Origin of the sequence: Streptomyces genisteinicus (genome assembly GCF_014489615.1) — a bacterium.
Classification (GTDB): domain Bacteria; phylum Actinomycetota; class Actinomycetes; order Streptomycetales; family Streptomycetaceae; genus Streptomyces; species Streptomyces genisteinicus.
The window spans coordinates 414,132-433,285 of record NZ_CP060825.1; the positions used below are offsets into that span (position 1 = coordinate 414,132).

At 74.3% G+C, this 19,154-nt stretch carries 21 protein-coding genes; 15 read left to right on the plus strand and 6 right to left on the minus strand.

Translation table 11 applies throughout. The features are described 5' to 3' along the window. Window positions 1–2: 2 nt before the first annotated feature. Together IAG43_RS01815 and IAG43_RS01820 are read left to right on the plus strand one after the other, a co-directional pair. Complete coding sequence (locus IAG43_RS01815) at window positions 3–1,109, plus strand: effector-associated domain EAD1-containing protein (protein WP_187738987.1); 1,107 nt, start codon at window positions 3–5, stop codon at window positions 1,107–1,109. Continuing rightward, a complete protein-coding gene (locus IAG43_RS01820) occupies window positions 1,102–5,496 on the plus strand; it encodes an AAA family ATPase (RefSeq protein WP_187738988.1) in 4,395 nt (1,464 codons plus the stop codon). Before IAG43_RS01815 ends, IAG43_RS01820 begins: the two co-directional genes overlap by 8 nt. 104 nt (window positions 5,497–5,600) lie before the next feature. Here the strand turns inward: IAG43_RS01820 and IAG43_RS01825 are convergent, their stop codons facing one another. Further along, the gene (locus IAG43_RS01825) at window positions 5,601–7,415 is read right to left on the minus strand and encodes an FUSC family protein (RefSeq protein WP_187744254.1); all 1,815 of its coding nucleotides are present in this window, start codon (window positions 7,413–7,415) and stop codon (window positions 5,601–5,603) included. A gap of 386 nt (window positions 7,416–7,801) precedes the next feature. Between IAG43_RS01825 and IAG43_RS01830 the strand changes: the two genes are divergently transcribed. The 3 genes from IAG43_RS01830 to IAG43_RS01840 all read left to right on the plus strand — a co-directional run bounded on the left by IAG43_RS01830 (window position 7,802) and on the right by IAG43_RS01840 (window position 9,019). Then, complete coding sequence (locus IAG43_RS01830; RefSeq protein ID WP_187738989.1) at window positions 7,802–8,296, plus strand: peptidylprolyl isomerase; 495 nt, start codon at window positions 7,802–7,804, stop codon at window positions 8,294–8,296. Between the two features lie 242 nt (window positions 8,297–8,538). Then, complete coding sequence (locus IAG43_RS01835) at window positions 8,539–8,694, plus strand: hypothetical protein (protein ID WP_187738990.1); 156 nt, start codon at window positions 8,539–8,541, stop codon at window positions 8,692–8,694. 127 nt (window positions 8,695–8,821) lie between these two features. Then, window positions 8,822–9,019 (plus strand): CsbD family protein, encoded by a 198-nt coding sequence (locus IAG43_RS01840; RefSeq protein WP_187738991.1) that lies wholly within the window; start codon window positions 8,822–8,824, stop codon window positions 9,017–9,019. 173 nt (window positions 9,020–9,192) lie between these two features. Here the strand turns inward: IAG43_RS01840 and IAG43_RS01845 are convergent, their stop codons facing one another. From IAG43_RS01845 to IAG43_RS01855, 3 genes are all read right to left on the minus strand, one after another. Further along, window positions 9,193–9,423, minus strand: a complete 231-nt coding sequence (locus tag IAG43_RS01845; protein WP_187744787.1) for a hypothetical protein — start codon at window positions 9,421–9,423, stop codon at window positions 9,193–9,195. Window positions 9,424–9,517: 94 nt separating this feature from the next. Further along, window positions 9,518–10,603, minus strand: a complete 1,086-nt coding sequence (locus IAG43_RS01850; RefSeq protein ID WP_187738992.1) for an SRPBCC family protein — start codon at window positions 10,601–10,603, stop codon at window positions 9,518–9,520. 4 nt (window positions 10,604–10,607) lie between these two features. Beyond that, complete coding sequence (locus IAG43_RS01855; RefSeq protein WP_187738993.1) at window positions 10,608–11,516, minus strand: histone protein; 909 nt, start codon at window positions 11,514–11,516, stop codon at window positions 10,608–10,610. 237 nt (window positions 11,517–11,753) lie between these two features. Here IAG43_RS01855 and IAG43_RS01860 point away from each other — a divergent pair, with 237 nt between their 5' ends. From IAG43_RS01860 to IAG43_RS01905, 10 genes are all read left to right on the plus strand, one after another. Continuing rightward, entirely contained in the window at window positions 11,754–12,098 is a 345-nt protein-coding gene (locus IAG43_RS01860) for a gas vesicle protein GvpO (RefSeq protein WP_187738994.1), read from the plus strand. Window positions 12,099–12,127: 29 nt separating this feature from the next. Then, the gene (locus IAG43_RS01865) at window positions 12,128–12,616 is read left to right on the plus strand and encodes a gas vesicle structural protein GvpA (protein WP_187738995.1); all 489 of its coding nucleotides are present in this window, start codon (window positions 12,128–12,130) and stop codon (window positions 12,614–12,616) included. 3 nt (window positions 12,617–12,619) lie between these two features. Continuing rightward, complete coding sequence (locus IAG43_RS01870) at window positions 12,620–13,333, plus strand: GvpL/GvpF family gas vesicle protein (RefSeq protein WP_187738996.1); 714 nt, start codon at window positions 12,620–12,622, stop codon at window positions 13,331–13,333. Between the two features lie 10 nt (window positions 13,334–13,343). Continuing rightward, window positions 13,344–13,595, plus strand: coding sequence for a gas vesicle protein GvpG (locus IAG43_RS01875; protein ID WP_187738997.1), 252 nt, complete (start codon window positions 13,344–13,346; stop codon window positions 13,593–13,595). Window positions 13,596–13,669: 74 nt separating this feature from the next. After that, window positions 13,670–14,116, plus strand: a complete 447-nt coding sequence (locus tag IAG43_RS01880) for a gas vesicle protein (RefSeq protein ID WP_187738998.1) — start codon at window positions 13,670–13,672, stop codon at window positions 14,114–14,116. Beyond that, complete coding sequence (locus IAG43_RS01885) at window positions 14,109–14,918, plus strand: GvpL/GvpF family gas vesicle protein (protein ID WP_187738999.1); 810 nt, start codon at window positions 14,109–14,111, stop codon at window positions 14,916–14,918. Before IAG43_RS01880 ends, IAG43_RS01885 begins: the two co-directional genes overlap by 8 nt. A gap of 179 nt (window positions 14,919–15,097) precedes the next feature. Continuing rightward, window positions 15,098–15,328, plus strand: coding sequence for a gas vesicle protein (locus IAG43_RS01890; protein WP_187744255.1), 231 nt, complete (start codon window positions 15,098–15,100; stop codon window positions 15,326–15,328). Then, complete coding sequence (locus tag IAG43_RS01895; protein WP_187739000.1) at window positions 15,318–15,740, plus strand: gas vesicle protein K; 423 nt, start codon at window positions 15,318–15,320, stop codon at window positions 15,738–15,740. Before IAG43_RS01890 ends, IAG43_RS01895 begins: the two co-directional genes overlap by 11 nt. 63 nt (window positions 15,741–15,803) lie before the next feature. Further along, a complete protein-coding gene (locus tag IAG43_RS01900) occupies window positions 15,804–16,352 on the plus strand; it encodes a hypothetical protein (RefSeq protein WP_246574029.1) in 549 nt (182 codons plus the stop codon). A gap of 168 nt (window positions 16,353–16,520) precedes the next feature. Next, a complete protein-coding gene (locus tag IAG43_RS01905) occupies window positions 16,521–16,715 on the plus strand; it encodes a DUF6381 family protein (RefSeq protein ID WP_187739001.1) in 195 nt (64 codons plus the stop codon). A gap of 150 nt (window positions 16,716–16,865) precedes the next feature. On the opposite strand, the gene IAG43_RS01910 is transcribed toward IAG43_RS01905, so the two are convergent. Continuing rightward, window positions 16,866–17,828 carry an LLM class F420-dependent oxidoreductase gene (locus IAG43_RS01910; protein ID WP_187739002.1) on the minus strand — a complete coding sequence of 321 codons (963 nt, stop codon included), beginning with the start codon at window positions 17,826–17,828 and terminating at the stop codon, window positions 16,866–16,868. A gap of 287 nt (window positions 17,829–18,115) precedes the next feature. After that, on the minus strand, window positions 18,116–19,147 hold the full coding sequence (locus IAG43_RS01915) for an NAD-dependent epimerase/dehydratase family protein (protein WP_187739003.1): 1,032 nt from the start codon (window positions 19,145–19,147) through the stop codon (window positions 18,116–18,118). Window positions 19,148–19,154 lie beyond the last annotated feature (7 nt).

Here is a 19,154-nt window from a genome sequence, read left to right on the forward strand (position 1 = left end):
GCATGGTGCCCCTTCTCGACCGTACGGCCTTCTCGCTCCGGGACCCCGACGGCCAGGTGCTGCTCGACACGCTGTCCGGCCTCTACTACGAGCCGGGCCGGGTGCGGCGGCTGACCGACGCCGCGGGGCTGCCGCCCGGCGAGTTCGCCTGGGGGGCGCCGGCGGTCGAGCTGTGGTTCGACGTGCTGCGCTGGGCGGCTCCCCGCCGGCTGCTGCGGCCCCTCGTCGAAGCCGTCGCGGCCGACGCGGACAGCGGCGCCTACCCGGTCTTCAAGAGCCTTCTCGCGCAGAGCGCGCAGACCGCGGCCGCGCGCACCGACGATCCCTGCGCGGTGCCGCTGATCGGCTTCGGCCGGCCCCGGGCGTTCATCGACCGGGAGGAGCTCCGCGGCCATCTGCGCGTCCTGCTCCACCCCAACGGCTGCCGGGTGCTGGTCGTCACGGGCGACGCGCAGTCGGGCAAGACGTGGACCTGGCACCTCGTCTCGCACGTGGCGGAGTCCCTGGGCGGCCACGCGCCCTATCTGGTCGACTTCACCCACTGGGCGGGGCCGCCGGCCGGACCGGCCGACGTGATGGGCGAGATCACCGATCTGCTGTGCTGGGAGCGTTTCCGCGTCGACCCGCGGGAGAGCGAGGCGACCCAGGCACGCACCCTGCTCAGCAAGTTCAAGGGGCTGATCCGCGGCATGGGCGACCGCTGGTTCGTCTTCGACGCGCTCGACTCGGCGAACCTCACCGAGCCCGCCCGGCACCTGATCGAACAGCTGGCCGTCGCGGCGGAACGCCGGGAGACGGGAGGGGGCCTGCGGGTGGTGCTGCTCGCCTACGACCGTCCGCTGCCGCTCTCGGTGGCGGACACCGTGCTGACGGAGCGACTGCGGCCCGTGGAGACGGGCGATCTGCGGGTCTTCTTCGGCCGCGTGGCCGAGGGAACCGGCAATTCTCTCTCCGATGCAGCCGTGGAGCTCCTTGTGGCGTCCGTAGTGGAGGAAGCACTCGGGGAGGACGGCGATCCGCACGCACCACTGCCGTTCAGTCCGGTGTTCCGTGCGGCGGCATCCCGTGCTCGGCTGCTGCTCACCGCGAGCGGAGGGTCCTGTGACTGAACGACGTCTGACGGCCGACCGGATCCGGGCGCTGCTCACCGCCCCGGCCGGCGGCCGTGCCGATGCGCCCGAGGAGGTGGCGCCCGCCCGGTGGGCGTACCGGGAGGCGGCGGCGCTGCTCGGTGCGTTCACCGGGGAGGCGCTGCTCGCGGGCGCGGCGGACCGGTCCGTGTCCGACGGCGGCGACCCCGCGCTGCGGGAGACGCTGGCGTACGACTGCGATCCCGTCAGCACCCGCGAGGGCCGCCGGTGGCGGCTGACGCCGCAGGTGCGGGCGGCCGCCCTGGAGCGGCTGCGGACGCCGGAACGCATGCTGCGCGCCGTGCGGGGCGTGCCCGGCGATCCGGCGGACACCGCGCGTGCCTGGGCGGAGCGGCTGCTGCGGGGGCAGGCGAGGGACCTGGCGAAGTACGGCGTGGACGAACTGCACGCGGCGCTGACCGTCACCCAGTGGTTCGCCGCGGCCCCGCTCGCCCGGTCGGCGCTCTCCCGGTCGGCGCTGGAGCTGCCCGAGCCGGCGGAGGTGCGGGAGCGCATCGAACTCGCCGAACTGCTGGCGCCGTTGAGGGCCCTCGTGGAGGACCGCTTCGTCGGGCGCCGGGCCGAACTGGACATGCTCGCCGCCCATGTGGGCGTGCTGCCGGGGCGCGGCGGCGCACCCGGCCCGGCGCCGGCCGAGCGGCCGCGGCTGATGATCCACGGGCCGGGCGGGGTCGGGAAGTCGACGCTCATCGCCCGGTTCGTGCTCGATCACGCGGGGGAGCCCGGCGCGCCCGTGCTGCCGTTCGCCTACCTCTCGTTCGACCGCGCGGACCTGCTGCCCCAGCAGCCGCTGACGCTGCTCGCGGAGGCGGCGCGGCAGCTGGGGTTACGCCACCCCGGGCTCGCGCCCGCGGCGGCGGAGCTGGGCGACGCGGTGCGCCGGACCCTGCTCGCCGACCACAGGTCCTCGTCCGAGACGGCGTCCACCCGCACCGGCGGGCGCCGGGGCCACGCCCTCGACGAGCGCAGACTCGCCGAGCTCTTCGCCCGGCTGGCCACGTCGGCCGCCGAGGAGGTGGGCGGCGCCCCGGTGCTGCTGGTCCTCGACACCGTGGAGCAGGCGCAGCGGCAGGGCGGCAGCGCGATGTCCCGGCTGACGGAGTTCCTGGACGTCCTGCAGTCGGTGTGCCCCCGGCTGCGCGTGGTGCTCGCCGGGCGGGCGCCGCTGGACGACGCGTCGCGCAGCGCGTACGGCACGGGGTCGTTCGAACTGGGGGGCTTCGACCACGGACTCGCCCTCGCCTTCCTGCGCCATCGCACCGGCGGGGAGGAGGCCGTCGGCGGGGACTTCCTCGCGGGGGTGATCCGCCGCTTCGGCACCAATCCGCTGAGTCTCAAACTCGTGGCGGAGGTGATCCGCCAGGAGGGGCCGGGGGCGCTGGACGACCCCGCGTCGCGCCGGCGCCTCTCCCTGCTCATGGAGCCGGAGCAGCTTCAGGGCGCTCTCTACCAGCGCATCCTGGACCATCTCGGCGATCCCGCCCTGCGCCGCATCGCCTCCCCGGGGCTGACGGTCCGCAGGGTCACGCCCGACGTCATCAGGGAGGTGCTGGCCGGGCCGTGCGGCCTGGGCGAGGTCGATCCGGTACGGGCGCACGACCTGTTCCGGATGCTGCGCTCCGAGGCGTCGCTGGTGGAGGACGTCCCGGGACGGCAGGCCGTGGTGCACCGGCCGGACGTGCGGCGCGCCATGCTGCTGCTGCTCCGCAGGGACGATCCGCAGCTGATGCGCCGGATCGACCTTGCGGCGGTCTCCTACTACCGGCGGCTGCCGGAGACGGACCCGCTGCTCACGGCGGAGCACCGGGCGGAGGAGCTCTACCACCGGATGGCGCTGGACCAGTCCGCCACCACACTCGACGGGCGCTGGCTCGACGCGGCCGCCCCCCTGCTGGAGTCCGCGCTCGACGAACTGCCGCCCCGTGCCCAGGTGTACCTCTCCGACCGGCTCGGGATCACGGTGGCGCCGGCGCTCAGGGCACAGGCGGACGGGGTGACATGGGCACGGCAGGTCGAGACGGAGGCCGGCCGGCTGCTCGACGCCGGACACCCCGACCGTGCGCTGGCCCTGCTCTCGGAACGGACGGGCGAGCACACCGCGACCGTGGCGCTCACCCTGCTGCGGCTGCGCGCCCTGGCCGCGCTCGGGCTCGTCGACGAGGCACGGCCGCTGGTCGAACCGGCCCTCGACCGGGCGTCGCAGGAATCCGCGGCGGCGTTCGTGGAGATCGCCCTCCTCGGCGCGCGGCTGGAGGAGGACACCGGCCGGTACGGCGTCTCCCACGACCTGCTGCTGGAGGCCCGCAGGGCGGCGGGCACACGACAGGACGGCACCGCCCTGCTCAGGGTGGACACCGCGCGCCTGCGGCTGTACCGCCGGACCGGCACGGCGGACGTGCCCGACGCGCTGGCGCTGCGCGAGGACGTGCTCGCCCGCCTCCGCGGATGGAACACGCGGAGCCTGGAACGGCACCCCACCCTGGTGCGGGACCTCGCCGCCGAACTCGGCGACGCGCTGCCCCGCCTGGTGCCGCTCGCCGCCCGGCTCCTCGGCGTCGACCTGGACAGCGGCACGGGCAGAGTGCTGGAGGACCGGCTCAGCACCGACGACATCGAGGACTTCACCCGGCTGACCGACCCCGTGCCGCCGCCGGACGCCGCCGACACCCCGCTGGTACGGCTGCGGAACCAGCTGCCGGCCGTCAACACCGTCGCCCGCGGCGACCTGGTGTCGGAGTATCTGCTGAGCGGCGCGGCCCGGCAGGACGCGTGGCGCGACGCGCTGGTGGAGGCGTACCGGCACGAGGCCGACCAGCCGGACCGCAGCGGCCCGCCGGCACCCGGCGGCCGGCCCGCCTTCACCAGGGACGCGGTGGTCGTCGTGCCGGGCTTCATGGGCAGCGAGCTGCTGGACACCCGGTCGGAGCGGCTCGTGTGGGGGCAGGACCCCGGTGACCAGCCGGCCGCCTGGCGCGGGCAGGAGCATCCCGCGCTGCGGGTCACCGACGAGGACCGCGACGGCACCGGACGGCTGCGGGCCGTACGGCTGCTGCGGCAGCCCGCCTGGGCCCCCTGGTTCGGTGGCACGGAGGCGTACACACCCCTGCTGGAGACCGTGCTGTCCCGCGTCGTCCACCCCGACGCCGTGCTGGAATTCGCCTACGACTGGCGGCTGCCCGCGGCACGCAACGCGGCACTGCTCGCCGAGGCGGCGCAGCGCCATCTGGCCGCCTGGCGGCAGAGCCTCCAGCGCGCCGGAACGGGCGGCTCCGGCACGTCGCGCCCGCCGCGTCTGGTGTTCGTCGCCCACGGCATGGGCGGGCTGATCGCACGCGCCGCGCTCGCCCGGACACCAGGGCTCGCGGACGGGACACGGGCGCTCGTGTCCATCGGCACCCCCTTCCAGGGGTCCGTCGCGGTGGCGGCCGTGCTCGGCGCCCGGCGGCCCCGCCACGGCACGGCACGGCGCTTCAGGCGAGCGCTGCTGCACCTGCCGGGCGTGTACGACATGCTGCCGGCCTTCCCGTGCGTGGAGCGCGGCGGCGCCCCGGAGCGGCTCACGCCCGCGGATCTGGCGGACGTCGGCGCGGACCGCGAACTCGCCGCGTCGGCCATGGAGTTCCAGCGGGCCGTGCGCGGTGCGCCGACCCGCCTCCCCGCCCACCGCGGCGTCGCCGGAATCGGGCAGCCGACACCGCAGGGCCTGCGCATCACCGACGGCGAGGCCGTCGCGCTGCACAGCGCGCTGCGCACCCGGACCAACGGGGACCTGCTGCGGCTGGCGGATGGCACGGCGGTCCGCTGGGACCGCAGCGGCGACGGCCTCGTCTCCCGGGACGCCGCCGCGCTCGGCGGGGCGGCGCCGGAGCTCTGCCATGTGACGGCACGACACGGATCGACGGCGACCCACCCGGTGACCCTGCGGTACGTCGCCGCGGTGCTGACCGAGCAGCCCGGCGACCCGGTGGCCCCCGAGTCCGTGGGCGCCGTGCTGCCGCGCACCGTCGAGACGACGGCACGCGGCCGCACCGGGGCAGCGCCCTCCGGGCGGGCCATCGGGCTGGCCGCGGGCGGGTCCAACGGGATCGGGCTCGTGGTCCCCGACACGGTGACCACGGGCGAGCCGTGGCTCCTGAGGATCACGGGCACGGACGGGCTGGCGGGGCTCGGCTGCACGATCACCGATGTCGCGACGGGCCGTCCGGTGCTCGAACCCGGTCTGCGGCCGGACGGCGACGGGGTGACCGGCACGGTCACACTGCCCTGGTCGGGGCTCCACCGGATCACCGTGACCCGCGAGGGCGCGCCACCGGTCACCGAACTGACGCTCGCCGCGGCGCCCTGACCCCGCGCGGCGGGGCGATGCGCGCGCGGCGGGGGCAGCGCGCGCGGGGGTGTCCGCCCGCCCGCGAACCGGCGGGCATTGCGCGCGGGTGCAGCGCGTCGGCGTCAGCCGCCCACGCGGAACTCCGGAAGCAGGCCGGTGAGTTCGGCAAGGCGGGCGCCGAGGCGTTCCGCGTCCCGCCGGCACACCGGTGCGCCCCGGTCGTCCGCGTCGACGGCGGTCGCGGTGATCGCGTCGAGGAGCCCCACGAGCCCGGTGGCGACCTGCCACGCACCCTCGCTGTGCCGCGCGATCGGCGGCAGTTCGGCGGCCGACAGCCCGGCCGCCTGCTGCGCGGCGGCGGCCGCGCGGTACGCCCGGCGGCGCAGGGCCCAGCGGCCGGTCCGGTCGCCCGGCTCGGTGAGCACGTGCTCCAGGTAGCGGCGGGCAGCGCAGGCCGCGTCGTCCAGGCGGTGGCGCACGGCGTTCCCGTGCCGGCCGGGCAGCGGCAGGTGCCCCACGACGAGGACCGTCGCGCAGGCGAGCAGCGACTGGACGACCCGCTCCCCCGTGGCGGGCGGTTCCCCGGCGAGGGCGACGAGGCACAGCACGAGCACCGTGACGACGGCCGTCTGCGCGGCGAAGTGCCGTGTGGCGTACGGGACCAGCGCGCCGCAGACCGCGACCGCCGCGGTCAGCACCTGAGGTCCCGGACCGCTCAGCAGGAGCAGGGCGCAGAGCACGGCGCCGAGGACGGTGCCCAGCGCCCGGCAGACGACGCGGGAGACCAGCGGCCCCAGGTCCGGCTTGACCAGGAACACGGCGGTCGCGGGCAGCCAGTACCAGTGCGCCTGCCCCAGGGCGAGGGCCAGTGCGGCGGAGGCCGCGCAGCACAGGCCGACCCGCGCTCCGTACTCCCGTCCGGCGGGTCCCGCGGCGCGGCGCAGGGCCGCGGCCGCCCCGCCCGGCACCGCCGTGGCGGTGCCGCGACGCACCGCGTCCGCTGCGTCCAGGTGCCCGGCCGCAAGGGCCCGCCGGCCGGTCCGGGCCCGGACCGGCCCCCGGCCGGGGGCGTCGAACGCCTCGGCCGCGCGCAGCAGCGCGTCGTCGAGGGCACGCAGGCCGGAAGCGGTGCGCGGGGGCGCCGGGAGCGGGCCGCACGGCGCGCCGGTCCGCGCGGCGGCGGCCAGCCGGAGCGTGCCGTGCACGGCACGCTCCGGCACGGGCTCGCCCTTCCAGGCGAGCGCGGTGGCCGCCTCGGCCAGCGCGGCCGCGGCGTCGTACCGGGCGCTCAGTCCCCGCTCGGCCCGCGAGGCGCGCGGCCCGGTGCGGGTGCCGGCGAGCGCGTCCTGGGCATGGTCGAGCGCGGCGGTCAGCGCGGCGCGCCGGGCGCCGGCCGCGGGGCTGCCCACCGCCTCCAGCAGGGCGGCGACGCGTTCGTAGACCGCGGCCAGCGCCTCGCACTCGCCGTCCAGACGGTAGGTGATCCGTCCGCGCCGGGGTGACGGCACGAGACGGCGCAGCAGCAGGGGCCAGGCGGCACCGGAGAGGTAGGAGAGGCAGGAGAGCCAGACCGGTTCGGGCAGGTCCATGCCCACGCCGATGACGGCGGCGATCAGGAGCTGCGTGCCGCAGGCGGAGGCCGTCGCCCCGGTGGAGCTGAGGGCGCCCGCGACGAGCCCGAGCAGCCCGAGGAAGAGCGGCAGCACCGGTGTCGCGAGTTCCTGCGGGACGGCCGCGCCGACGAGCGTCCCGGCCAGCAGCCCGCAGGCACCGGCCGCGGCCGGCAGTCCGAGAGCGGCGGGCGCGCCGCGCCGGCTGCCGGGCCGGTCGTTGATGCCGGCGAACAGCGCGGCGACGGCCGCCGGTACCCCGGCGGTGGGCGCTCCGGCGAGGACGGCCGCCAGCAGCGGCAGCACCGATGCCGCGCCCCGCGCCATCGCGCTCCACGGCACCGGTCCGGTCTGCGCGCGCAGCGGGTGCCGGAGCCACTCGGGCACGTTTCCGGCGCGGGGCGGGCGCCGGAGCCGCAGGGGCACCTTCCCGGCGCGGGGCGGGCGCCGGAGCCGCTCGGTCGCGGGTGGACTGTCGACGGGCATCGGCGCGCTCCTGTCCGCGGGGTGGGTCGGTTGCGGACGTCGTCGGCCTGGCCGTTTCCCGCACCGTAGGCCGTCGGTACGTCGCCGTCGTTACCCCGGTATGACGTCTCGGTGATCTCCACGGCCGCGCCGTCGGCGGGCAGCCTCGTGGGCGGCGCCCCTGCACTGCCGTCGCCACCGCAGGGGCGGATGTGCGCGGGGATGCCGGAAGATGCCAGGATGCAGACATGAGTAATGTGTTCTTCGACATCACCATCGACGACCAGCCCGCGGGCCGGATCGTCTTCACCCTGTTCGACGACGTCGTCCCGAAGACGGCGAGGAACTTCCGCGAGCTCGCCACCGGCCAGCACGGCTACGGCTACGAGGGCTCGTCCTTCCACCGCGTGATCCCGGACTTCATGCTCCAGGGCGGTGACTTCACCGAGGGCAACGGCACCGGTGGCCGCAGCATCTACGGCGAGAAGTTCGCCGACGAGAACTTCACGATCAAGCACACCAAGCCCGGTCAGCTCTCCATGGCGAACGCCGGCCCGAACACCAACGGCTCGCAGTTCTTCATCACCACCATCGTGACGGACTGGCTGGACAACAAGCACGTCGTCTTCGGCGAGGTCGTCGAGGGCATGGACCTCGTCAAGCAGATCGAGAAGCTGGGCTCCCGCGCGGGCGCCCTCCGCTCCAAGGTCACCATCGCCAAGTCGGGCGTGCTCGACGCCTGATCCGGCAACGGACCACGGGACGGCCGTGGCCAGGGAGCGCAGCCCGCTCCCGGCCGCGGCCGTCCGTCGTTTCCCGTCCCGGCCCGGACCCCGCAGAGCGCACGGCACGTCGCGCAGAGAAACCACGAAAGCGCCCCCGCGAACCGCTGCCACGGCTGTGAACGGACTCAAGGAAAAGCCGTCCGTTTGGCGAGCGCCACAGCGGAAAACCGTATCCTCGGGAACGACAACCGGAGGACGAAATGATCATTCTGGGTCTGATACTGCTCATCGTCGGCGCCGTCGCGGGCATCGGAATTCTGTGGACCATAGGCGTCGCGCTGATCGCGATCGGCGCGGTCCTCTGGGTCCTCGGCGCCATGGGACGCCCGGTCGGCGGTCGCAAGACCTACTGGTGACCAGCGTCTGCAGATGACCTGGTCCGCCACGTGCCGGACCCCGGGTGTGCCACGGCGCCGACCCGCGCGTTTGCCGCGCACGGCGCCGGGCACCCCCTGAGGTGGAACGAGCGAAAGGCTGTGTCTCATGGGTGCACAGGAAAAGGCCAAGGCAAAGGCCGAACAGGCCAAGGGAAAGCTCAAGGAGAACACCGGACGTTCGGTGGGAAACGAGAGAATGACCGCCGAAGGCCGTGCCGAGAGTTCGCAGGGCGCGCTGCGTGACGCGAAGGAAAAGGCGAAAAGCAGCGTCCGCAAGGTGGGCGACGCCCTCAAGAAGGACTGATTTCCACCGCAACGGGAATCACCGAGAACGACATCTCGCACGGGAGCGGTGTGCGGGCCCCGGATCACCGGGGCCCGCACACCGCTCCCGTGTTTCGGGGCCCGCACATCGTCCCCGTCGCACCGCCCCCCATGAATCATGGGGGCGGTGCGACGGGGACGATGTGCGGGTGCTCAGCCGCTCGGCTCTCCCGGTTCGGGGCCTTCGGTGGGCTCGGTGTCGTCCGAGCGCGGGACCTTCTCGCTCTGCTCCCGCTGCGCTTCGCTGTCCGGGCTCTTCGCGGCCTCGCCGAACTCCGGCTCCAGCCTGTCGTCGCCGTCCGCTCCGGCCTGCTGGTCGGGCATGTCGCGCGGCAACGGGTTCTCGGTGTCCTCGAAGCCCTCGGGCCTGTACTCTCCGCTCACTTCGTCTCCCTCTGAGGTGTCTCGGGGGCGGGTTCTGGCGGGTACCCGGCCCGCGCGCGGCCCACACCGTGCGGCGCGAGGTCCCCCGTGGAACTCACCTGCGCGCCCGCCGGCCTTCCTCCTCGTCGGCGTCCTCCGCCTCGTCGTCGTAGTCCGCGTCCTCGTCGTCGTCCTCATAGGCGTCGTCCTCGGCTTCGTCCGCCTCGTCCTCGTCGTCGTAGTCCGCGTCCTCGTCGTCGTACTCCTCCTCGTAGTCCGCGTCCTCCGCCTCGTCGTCGTAGCCGGCGTCGCCGTCCGCCTCTTCCGGCCCCTCGCTCTCCTCGGCCGCGGCTTCCTCCTCCTCGACCGCTTCCTCATGGCTGCGGACGACCTCTCCGTCCCGGATCTCCCCGCGCCAGCCCTCGGGCTCGTCGTCGGTGAGCGTCACGTAGCGCTGGAAGTGCTTGAAGTCCAGGCGCAGACGGCGGCCCTGCGCACGCCAGAGGTTGCCGGTCTTCTCGAAGAAGCCCGACGGGTAGTACTCGACGACCAGGACGATGCGCGTGAGCTCCGGCGCGAGTTCGTGGAACGACACACAGCCCCGCGTGCTGCCCTTCGCTCCGTCGGAGGTCCAGACGATCCGGTCGTCGGGTATCTGCTCCTGGACGGTCGCCTTCCAGCCGCGCGTGGACGGGCCGACCTTCACCTTCCAGTCGCTGCTGACCTCGTCGCCCTTGGAGACGCTGCGGACACCCTTCGTGAAGCTGCTGAACTGCTCGAACTGGGTCCAGTGGTCGTATGCCCTGCGCACGGGCACACCGACGTCCAGCACTTCGACGATGTTCATCACCTTGGTGCTCCCGGACTTGCGCCCGCCTCCGCCGCCACCTCCCCCGTCGCCGTCCCCCTTGCCGAAGACATTGCCCACCTTCGAGAAGAGGCCGTCCTTGAGGCTCTTGGTCTTCTCGCCGACGATCGCCTTCAGCGGCGAGTCGCCCTGGAGCACACGGAGTCCGGCCTTCGGCAGCGGACCGCCGTTCTCGGCCGTGTCGACGAGCTGGTCGGTGAGGCCGGCGAGCTTGTCACCGGCCTTGTCGGCCAATGCCTCGACCTGCGCGCTGAGGTGGTCGATGAGTTCGTCCCGGAGCATCTCGAGCCCGGAGGCGTCCGTGCGGTCGGTGTCACGTTCCCTGCCTGCCATGGCCCTACCTCCGCCGGGTCGCCGTCTTCTTGGCCGCCGTCTTCTTCGCGGCGGTCTTCGCGGAGCCGGTCCGCTTCGCCGCGGCCTTCTTCGCCGCCGTCTTCTTCGCGGCCGCCTTCTTCGCAGGTGCCTTTCTGGCGGCTGCCTTCTTGGCAGGAGTCCCGGCGGCAGCCTTCCCGGCAGGTGCCGACTTCTTCGCAGCGGTCTTCCGGGCAGCGGTCTTCTTCGCCGCGGCCCCGCCACCGCCGGTCCGCTTCGCGGGCGCCCGGCCGGCCGTCTTCCTCGCGGTGGACCTGTCGGATTCCGTGCGGGCTCCCGACCTCTTCGCGGGCGCCTTCCGCGCGCCGCCGTCCGCGCGCCGCGTCCGGGCCCTCCCGCCCGCATCCGCTTCACCCGAATCCGGTTCCTCCGGCTCCTCCGGCTCCTCCGGCTCCTCCGGCTCCTCGTCGTACTCGTCCTCCGGCTCCTCCTCGAATTCGTCCTCAGGCTCCTCGTCGTAGTCGTCCTCGTACTCCTCCTCGTCCTCCCGCCCGCGACCCTCGTCCTCGTCCTCGTACGCGTCGTCCTCGTAGGCGCCCTCGTCCTCGTCCTCGTCGCGCTCCTCACCGAGCCGCAGGGTGCGTTCGTGCAGGGAGTCGGCGAGGCCCGCCAGCCGGCGGTCGGCGGTGGCGGTCAGCGCCTTGCGGCCCGCGTCGAGCGCCTCGCCCCGCAGCTGGTCGCTCAACTCGGCGACCTGCGGTATGTCCTTGAGCCAGCGCACACCCTGTGTGAGCAACTGCTGCGGATCGAGACCGACGCGGCGTCCGGCGACGAACGTCGCCAGCGAGAAGGCGAGCTTGGCCTTCTTCGTCCGGCCGAGCACGTAGCCGCCCGCCACGGCGGCCGCGAGTGCCATCTTGGTGGTGTCGTCCATGGATGAATCTCCCTTCCGGTGGCGAGGGGCGGGCTCCTGTGGCCCACTCCCCTCGGGGCACGCGGTGGCGTACCGCGGGTCCGGTGCGCGTCATCCGGTGCCCCCGGCCGGACGTCGTTCCGGTCCGGTCCGGCCGCCAACGAACACACTTCCCCGCAACACGCCAAACATCCCTTTATGCTGTAATTGTCCGCTTGTGGGCCGCATGTCGCCCACGCTCCGACCGCAGAGGAGATCATGGCCTCCGAAGCAGGATCCGAGCGCCGCTCCGGACCGGCCCGCGCACGCGGCGGTTCCGCCGGATCACGCAGGGGAGCCGGCAAGGGCAGGGCCGCCGGAGCCATGCGCGCGGCAGCCGCGCAGCTCGAGGAACTCCTGGGCCGCCCGCCGGAATCCGTCTCCGCTCTGCATCCCACCGACGACGGGTGGGAGGCGGACGTGGAGGTGCTCGAACTGGAACGCATCCCCGAGACGACCAGCGTGATGGGCAGCTACCGCGTCACGCTGGACGGACACGGCGACTTGGTGAGTTACGAGAGGACCCGCCGCTACACGCGCGGGCAGATCGACCGGCGCGGCTGAGGGCGCACCGGTTTTTGAAGGGAGGCACCATGACCGTGGTGCCGCAAGGCGACAGCAGTGTTTCCCGCGGCGGTTCGGGCACCCTGTACGACGTACTGGAACTGATCCTCGACCGCGGGCTCGTCATCGACGTCTTCGTGCGGGTGTCTCTGGTCGGCATCGAGATCCTCAAGATCGACGCCAGGATCGTCGTGGCCAGCGTGGACACCTATCTCCGCTTCGCGGAGGCGTGCAACCGGCTGGACCTGGAGTCCGGGAGCAAGCAGCCGGCCCAACTGACCGACATCGTCGGCGACACGCTCGAGAGCGGCGCCAAGGGCAAGTCCAAGGGCGCCCTGTCCGGCGCCGTGGAGGCGGTCACCGACTCGGTCAAGGGGATGACCGGCGGTGACGACGAGGCGGCCGAGGACGGCGAGGACGAGGACGAACCCGGGGCGAAGGAGCCCGCCGAGCGGCGCCGCCGTCCGGCCAGGCGCACCCCGCGCCGGGAACGGGAGTCGTCCCGCGAGAGGGAATAGGACATGGCCGTCTACATCTACTCCGTCATCGGCAAGCAGCACCCGGCCCACGTCGACGAGCTCAGCGGTGTCGGCGATCCGCCCGCCGCGCTGCGCGTGGTGGCTGCCGGGACGCTGTGCGCCGTTGTCAGCGACGCGCCCGACGACCTGCGTGCCAAGCGCCGCGACCTCGGCGCCCACCAGCACGTGCAGGACGCGCTCATGGCCGACGGCACCGTCCTGCCGCTGCGGTTCGGCCTGATGGCCCCGGACGACGAGGCCGTGCGGCTCGCGCTGGAGCAGCGTGCGGACGAGTACACGGACAGACTGCGCGCCCTGGACGGCTGCACCGAGTACAACCTGAAGGCCTCGCAGGAGGAGGAGACCCTGCTGCGGCAGATCCTCGAGTCGTCCGGGGAGGCCCGCCGGCTCAACGACGACATCCGCAGCGGCGCCGCGGGGCCCGAAGCCCCGGTGCGGCTCGGCGAGATGGTCGCGGCCGAGGTCCGGGCCCGCCAGGAGGCACTGGCGGCCGGGGTGGTCGAGGCGCTGCGCCCCTTCGCACGGGACCTGTCGCAGTCGCCGCCGACGGGCGACGACTTCGTCAGCGTGTCGTTCCTCGTACCCGCCGACCAGGAAGAGCTCTTCCTCGCCACGCAGTTGAGCGTGGCCAACCAGATGGGGGACGACCTGGACTTCCGGCTCACCGGCCCCCTCCCGCCGTACAGCTTCGTCTAGGGGGATTCCCATGGGACTGTTCACCCAGCTCGTCACCCTGCCCCTGGCACCCGTGCGGGGCGCCGTGTGGGTGTCCGAGCGCGTCCTCGAAGTCGCCGAGGACGAGTACTACGACCCCGCTCCCGTCCACCGCGCCCTCGCCGACCTGGAACGGCAGCTGCTCTCGGGCGAAATCGACGAGGAGACGTTCGACCGCCGCGAGGACGAACTCCTGGACCGGCTCGACGAGATACGCGCCCACCGCGGCGCCGGGCCGGGGTGACCGGCCCGGCGGGCGAGGCACGACGCACCCCCGGCGGCGCCGCCCCCGCGGCGCGGAAAGACTGAGGACCCATCGTGAGCGACCAGACCTCCGGCGGTCTCGGCTCCTACCCGACCAGGGCCGGCCCGTCCCCCGTGTCGCCCTACGGGCAGCAGGGGAGCTCCGCCAACCTCGCCGACATCCTCGAACGCGTCCTGGACAAGGGCATCGTCATCGCCGGTGACATCCGGATCAACCTGCTCGACATCGAGCTGCTGACCGTGAAGCTCCGACTGCTCGTGGCCTCCGTCGACAAGGCCAAGGAGATGGGCATCGACTGGTGGGAGCACGACCCTTCGCTCTCGTCACGGGCGCGGGACGAGGAGATGACGTCCGGCCACCGGGCCGGGCGGCACTCCCTCGCCGAGGAGAACCGCCGGCTGCGGGCCGAGATCGAGGCCCTGCGCGGCGAGGCGGAACTCCCCGCACGCGGCAGTCGTGAACGGGGGCGGTCCCGCCGGGAGCGGGAAGCCGATGAGTGACCGGGTCGTCTACGCCTACGCGGTCGTCCGTGCGGCCGGCGGGCTCGACGCGGTGGCGGGAACGCTCACGGGCGTGGACGGCACCCCCGTGCGCCTGGCCCCCGCCGCCCGCGAGCCGTCCGTGCTGCTCGCGGTCGGCGACGTGCCGGCCGCCGACTTCCGGGAGGAGGCGCTGCGGCGGCGTCTGGAGGAGCTGGAGTGGCTGGAGACCGTCGCCCGCGCCCATCACGCGGTCGTCGAGGCGCTGGCGGCGGTGACCACCGTGCTGCCGCTGCGGCTGGCGACGGTGTACGTCGACGACGCCGGCGCCCGCGCGGCACTGGACGACGGGGCGCCCGCGTTCGCCGAGCGGCTGTCACTGCTGGCCGGCCACCGGGAATGGGGGGTGAAGGTGTACGCGGACCCGTCGGCGGCCGCCGTGCCCGCGGCCCCCGCGGAGGACGGGCTCTCCCCCGGCCGCTCGTACCTGCGTCAGCGGCGGGAGCAGCGCAGCGGGCGGGAGGAGGTCTACCGGGACGCCGCGGCGGCGGCCGCGCGCGTGGAGGAGGCCGCCTCGCGGCAGGCGGCCGGCCGGGCACGGCACCGGGTCCAGCAGGGCACCCTCGCCGGACCGGCGGGCGCGGGCGAGAACGTGGTGAACGACGCCTATCTGGTGCCCGACGCCGGGAGCGACGCCTTCCGTGCCGGGGTGGAGGCCGCCGCGGAGGGGCTCGCGGGTGTGCGGGTCGAGGTGACGGGGCCGTGGGCGCCGTACTCGTTCGCCGTGCCGTCCGAAGGGGCCGAGGACGGGCAGGCGCCGTGAACGGGCAGGGCTCCTCCGCGGCGGGCCGGGTACCCGGGCGGGATTCCGGGCCCGCGCCCGGGGCCGTCCCGCCGTCCGGCGCCCCCCTCCCCGCGCCCGGACCGGCCTACGGAGCCCGGCCGGGAACGGGGTCCGGAGCCCGGCCGGGGGACGCGCCGGACCGGGAGGACCGGGAGACGCTGCCGGAGCGGGAGGATCGGGAGCCGCTGCCGGAGCGGCAGATCGCCCTGATCGACCTGCTCGACCGGCTGCTCACCGGTGGCGTCGTGATCACCGGGGACGTGGTGCTGTCCGTCGCGGACATCGACCTGGTGCGCGTGTCACTGCGGGCCCTGATCGTCTCCATCGGACCGGACACCCCTTCGCCCTGGCCGGCGGCACGCCCTCCGGGAGACCGCTATGACCGCTGACCTGCCCGGGGACCGTCCGTCGCCGCGCTTCGAGGAGGTCGCGGAGGCCGCCGCGCGCGCTTTCCGGCTGCTCCCGGCCGTGGAGGGCGACCTGCCGCCCGCCCCGGGCGACCGGACCGCGCGGCCCGCCCGCCGGATCGCGGCCGACCCCGACACCGTCGAGCGCGATCTGGTCCGGCTCGTCCTGACCCTGGTGGAACTGCTGCGACAGCTGATGGAACGGCAGGCGCTCCACCGGGTCGACCAGGGCGACCTCACCGAGGAGGAGGAGGAACGCCTCGGGGCGACCCTCATGATCCTGCACGACCGGATGAGCGCGCTGTGCGCGGAGTACGGGCTCACGCTGGGCGACCTCAACCTCGACCTCGGACCGCTCGGCCCCCTGCTGCCGCCCGACGGCCCGCCCCGGTGACCCGGCGCGGACGCCTGGGTCCCGACCCGCCCGAACGCGGGCCGCGTAGGCCATAATTCTCCGGTGAAGGACGATCAGGTGCCGCGCCCGGCCGGGCAGGGACGGGTGCCCGGCACAGCGCATCCGCTGCCGCCGAGAGCGGTGGCCTGGCCCCAGTGGCGTGCCGACCATCCGGTCGACTCGCCCGCGGGCCACGCCTATGTGCTGGCCGCGCTGCGCATGACCGTGCCCTCGGGCCGGAGTTGGCAGCAGCACCGGCTCGTCGAGAACGACGCGCTGCGCACGCGGCTGGCGCCGCTGTTCGGCGCGCTCCCCATGAGCCACTCCCTGCTCCAGGAGCCGCACGGAGGGCAGCACTGCCGCCACAGCGCGGGAGCCCTGCGGATCTGGCACGACACGGACCCCGGCCGCTGGCCGAACACCCTCTACCGGCAGCTCGCCGAGGCCGACGGGCCGCGTTCGGGACTGGGCGAGATCACGGTGACGCTGCGCCTGGTGGCGCGCGAGGGGGAGGTGCGCCTGGCGGATCGGGTGATAGCGGAGTGCAACGTCCGCGCGGACGGCCGGCTGCTGCTGACCCAGGTGCCCGAGCGGCTGACGCCCGAGCGGTGAGAACGGGTCCGCCGCTGCGGGTCCGCCGCTCCCCAACTCCCGTCGCCGGAACTGACGATCAAGGTCTTCACCAGGCCGTATCGCCGTGGGTGACCGTTCGACATGCGCCCTGACCGGCGCCCTGTTTCTCTGATGTGGCCCGCTCACCACCGTCACAAAGGAGTGATCATGAGCGCTGCAGACGAGTTCCAGGCCCGCGCCCAGCAGGTCCGCCGCAAGGCGCAGGAGATGGAGCAGGCCGCCGAGCGCGCCTCGGACCCGCAGGAGCGCGAGCGGCTGCGGGACAAGGCCCGCCGGCTGCGTGAGCAGACCGACCAGCACGAGTCGCGTCGTCGCACCGAGGACCTCGACCCGATGATGTAGCCGTCCTCGTCCGAGGACCGAAGTACCGTACGGCCCCCGGCCGGTGGCGTTCCGCGCATCCCGTTCCTTCCCTGCGCGCGGTACGCCGCCGGCCGGCTGCTGTCGGGCGGTGGGCGGGACCGGTGCGTCACCGCCCCGAGCGGAGCCGGGTCACAGGGCCCGCAGCTCCGGCAGGAGTCCGGCGCCCGCCCACTCCAGGAAGTCGTGCTGGGTGTCGCCGCCGATCTGGACGAGCGCGACCTCGGTGAAGCCGGCGTCCGTGAACTGCCGCACGGCCTCCACCACGGCCTGCGGGTCGTCGCCGCAGGGAATCGACTTCGCGACGTCCTCCGGCCGGACGTACTGCGTCGCGGCGTCGAAGGAGTCGGGGTGCGGCAGCTCGGAGTTGACCTTCCAGCCGCCGCTGAACCAGCGGAACTGGTCGTGCGCCCGCTGCACCGCCCGTTCGCGGTCGGTGTCCCAGGAGACGGGGAGCTGCCCGACGCGCGGCCTGCCGGCGCCGCCCGAGCGGTCGAAGGCCTCGACCAGGGAGGGCTTCGGCTCGGTGGCCACGAGCAGGTCTCCGAGTTCGCCGGCCAGGCGGCAGGAGCGGTCGCCCGAGGCGGCGATGCCGATCGGCGGGGGCTCGTCGGGCACGTCCCACAGCCGCGCGGACTCCACGGTGAAGTGGCCGCCGCGGCGGCTGACGTGTTCGCCGCGGAAGAGCGCGCGGATGATCTCGACCGCCTCGCGCAGCATGCCGATCCGGATGTCGGCCGGCGGCCAGGCGCCGACGATGTGCTCGTTGAGGTTCTCACCGGAGCCGAGGCCGAGCCGGAACCGCCCCTCGGAGAGCAGTTGCAGCGTGGCCGCCTTCTGGGCGACGACCGCCGGGTGGTAGCGCATGGTCGGGCACGTCACGTAGGTCATGAGCGGGATCTCGGTGGTCGCCTGCGCGGCGGCGCCCAGCACGCTCCAGGCGTAGGGCGAGTGTCCCTGGGAGCGCAGCCAGGGGAAGGAGTGGTCGGAGGTGACCGAGAAGTCGAAGCCGACGTCCTCGGCGTGAACGACGTGGTTCACGAGTTCCCGGGGGCCGGCCTGCTCGGTCATCATCGTGTATCCGATGTGCACCATATGCGGTGGGTGCCCAGAGATGTTCGACGGAAACGCCGGTGCCCGGAGGGGCGGACCCGGGAGGTGACGGGCCGCGACCGCACGACGACGCCGACATGGAACAACGGAACCCGGGCCGACCGCGACCGCACGCCGCCTCCGTGGAACGACGGAGCCCGGGTGGGCGACCGCTGCTGCGCGGTGTCGCGTGGAACGACGGAGCCCATGACCGACCGCGACTGCGCGGTGCCGGTCATGGGACGGGGCCGTATCCCGCAGCGGTGGAGCCGGCCGCGGTCCTTCCCCCGTCAGACGGCCAGCGGCGCCGTGTCCATGCCCGCCCGTTCGCGCAGACCGTCGAAGAACTGCTGCATCGCCTCCACCGCCGTCCAGCGCGGCTGCCAGTCCAGCTCCCTGCGCGCCCGGGTGGTGTCGAGCAGCGGCAGGCGCAGCACGGCGTCGAAGAGGTCGGGCGAGGCGCCCACCATCCGCAGCCGCCAGGCGGCGGAGAGCGCCGCCCGCACCGGCGGCGCCGGCACCCGCAGCGGCCTGGCGTGCAGCAGACGTCCCAGCTCGGCGGCGTTCAACGGCGGATCGGCGGCGAGGTTGAACGCGCCGCGCACCGGCCGCAGCACCGCCTCGCGGTAGGCGTCCGCGGCGTCGTCGGTGTGCAGCGCCTGGAAGGCCAGTCCGGGCAGATCCGGGACGGCGGGCAGCAGCCCGCGCCGCACCAGTTGGGGCGGCAGCAGCCGGTTGCCGAAGATTCGCAGCTGCTCGGCGGCGGCCTGCCGCTTGAAGAGGAAGCCCGGCCTCATCCGCACCACCCGCACCTCCCGGTGCGCCTGCTCGTAGGCGTCCAGGTACCGCTCCAGGTACGCCTTCTCCCGGCAGTAGGCCGCCTGCGGCCAGCCGTGGGTCGGCCAGCTCTCGTCCACCCGCCGGTTCTTCGGGCCGGGCGAGTAGGCGCCGACGGAGGACGCGTGGACCAGTGCGGGCACACCCGCCGCCGCGACGGCGTCGAAGACGCGGACACTGCCCAGCACATTGGTGCGCCAGGTGGTCGCCGGGTCGTGGGTGGGGCGGAACTTCCACGCCAGATGGACGACGGCGTCCGCGCCGGCGAAGTGCGGGACGAGGCTCGCGCCGCCGGGTTCGACGTCCACGGCCGCCCAGCGCACGCCCTCGGGCCGCCAGCCTGGGACGCGACGGGCGAGGCCGAGCACCGAGGAGACGCCCGGATGCGCGGCCAGCGCCTGCACCACGCTCGTCCCGGCGTTGCCCGTCGCGCCGACGACCACCACCCGCAGCCCGCCGCTCTCATGGGTTCCACCGCCGCTCATACCGGCC